The organism is Bacteroides sp. 1_1_14, assembly GCF_000162515.1.
Classification (GTDB): Bacteria; Bacteroidota; Bacteroidia; order Bacteroidales; family Bacteroidaceae; genus Bacteroides; species Bacteroides thetaiotaomicron.
The window spans coordinates 1-2,366 of record NZ_GG774729.1; the positions used below are offsets into that span (position 1 = coordinate 1).

1 protein-coding gene is annotated in these 2,366 nt (G+C 43.2%); it reads left to right on the forward strand.

The genetic code is table 11. The features are described from left to right. Positions 1–603: 603 nt before the first annotated feature. The gene (gene ltrA, locus HMPREF9007_RS00215) at positions 604–2,265 is read left to right on the forward strand and encodes a group II intron reverse transcriptase/maturase (RefSeq protein ID WP_004319152.1); all 1,662 of its coding nucleotides are present in this window, start codon (positions 604–606) and stop codon (positions 2,263–2,265) included. Positions 2,266–2,366 lie beyond the last annotated feature (101 nt).

Genomic DNA, 2,366 nt, shown 5'->3' on the forward strand with positions numbered 1-2,366 from the left:
TGCGATACGTCGCTGTGTAAGTAATTGTTAAACTTAGATTTAACCCGTTGTTTCGTCAACGGTAGCCTATGGACAGATGCACCAATAGTAATATACTGTATCAAAGCTGTCCAGACAAGGTAGCCCTTCCGAAAGGAGCAGTCAGAACCGTGAGGGAAAGACAATGGCTGTTAGTATCATACAGTCAGGGAGCTTGGCTTGGGTGGTATGGTTAGCGTAAGCGAACTGTCGTCTAAACGTCGTAAGGTTGAAGAAGCCAAAGATACTGATAGGCTTCAGCCCAAAAGGGAAGCAGTCGGTTATTCCTCTCCATTCTGGGAATACACGAACAGAGTACTGCCGGTGTAATAGACAGAACCTAACCCACTTATAAGTTACTTGCACGGAACGTAGTAAGCCCGTATTTCTCCTGCCAATGACAGGTAAGCAGACCGTAAGGAATGCCGAATGGAGTGCGGGTATAGGATTGCAGAAAAAGCGAATGCCACCCTGTAATGGGGTGAATAGGGATTGAAACATCATCCCGCTGCGAAAGCAGGCTGACTTCTGCGGTAGGTGATTCTTTACAAGAAACTTTTAGAACTTTTAAAAGGAGAAAAGCAAATGAACGAAATTAAAAAATCGTGTGCATCGACTGACCAAACGCAGAGCAAATGGGACAGTATAAATTGGCTCAAATGCGAAGCTGCGGTTCAAAAGCTACAAGCGCGTATTGTAAAGGCTCAAAAAGAGGGTCGCCACAACAAGGTCAAAGCCTTGCAGTGGACACTGACCCACTCGTTTTACGCTAAAGCATTAGCGGTAAGACGTGTAACTTCCAATAATGGGAGTAAAACGGCTGGCGTCGATATGGTAACATGGAAAACGCCAGATGCTAAAGTGTGTGCAATAACCGAACTGAAAAGGAGAGGTTATACACCCCAACCTCTGAGACGAGTACATATCAGAAAGAGTAACGGGAAATTAAGACCATTGGGTATACCAACTATGAAAGACCGGGCTATGCAGGCATTGTATCTGATGGCACTGGCTCCCGTAGCTGAAACAACGGCTGATGCCAATTCTTATGGTTTCAGAAAAGAAAGGAGCACGGCAGATGCCGTTCAACAATGCTTCAATGACCTGGCAAGGACGACATCCCCACAATGGATCTTAGAAGGTGATATCAAAGGTTGTTTCGACCATATCAGTCATGAATGGTTGCTTGACAATATCCCTATGGATAAAGTTTTGCTCCGTAAATGGTTGAAAAGTGGATTTATTTTCAACAAGCAACTTTTTCCGACAGAGGAGGGAACTCCTCAAGGCGGCATCATCTCCCCAACTCTTGCAAATATGACTTTGGACGGACTGGAAAAACTGCTTGCCGATAGCTTTCCGATAAACCGCTCGAAGAAAAATTACTATACTCCTATGATAAATCTTGTTCGCTACGCGGATGATTTTATTATCACAGGAGAGAGTAAGGAGTTGTTGGAGAACCATGTTAAACCATTAGTCATTGAGTTTCTTCAAGCAAGAGGGCTTACCTTATCAGAAGAAAAGACTAAGATAACTCATATAGAAGAAGGGTTTGATTTTCTTGGGTTCAATATCAGAAAATATAAAGGCAAGTTTATCACAAAACCATCCAAGAAGAGTCGAAAGAGATTTTTAGATAAGGTTCGTGAAATAGTGGACAAGAACAAGTCTTCTAAGCAACAATCTTTGATACGATTGCTAAACCCAGTCATTAGAGGATGGGCGAACTACTACAAGGGGTGTTCTGCATCGGAAACTTTCCGTAAAACAGATGCACAAATTTTCAACAAACTATGGCGATGGTCTCGCAGAAGACATCCCAAAAAAGGTAAACGATGGATTGCCAACAAGTATTATCACACTGTAAGAGGTAGAAGCTGGACTTTTGCCGTACCGCTTGAAAACAGGAAAGTGGATAAATACCACACTCTTGTGAGATTGTCGGATACGAAAATAAAGCGACATATCAAAATCCGCAGTGAGGCCAACCCATATGATGCCGATTGGAAAGATTTCTTCGATCAATACAAGACCCGAAGAATGCTTGCACACTTAGACGGCAAGCAATATATCTATCGCCTGTGGAATCAGCAAATGCAATGTTGCCCTGTGTGTGGCAAGCACATCACACGGGAAACTCCCTGGAAAATTACTGAAATGACAGGGAGCAGTAGAAAGGCGAAAGTCCTAATACATGATCATTGCAGCCGAATTACTAACAGAAATAAATGGAAGTTACTATGAGCCGGCTTTTAGTTACAAATAAAAGTTTTGAATTGCTTGAGCCGTATGAGGGGAAACTCTCACGTACGGTTCTTAGGGGGGAAAGCTCCCGTAAGGGGGCT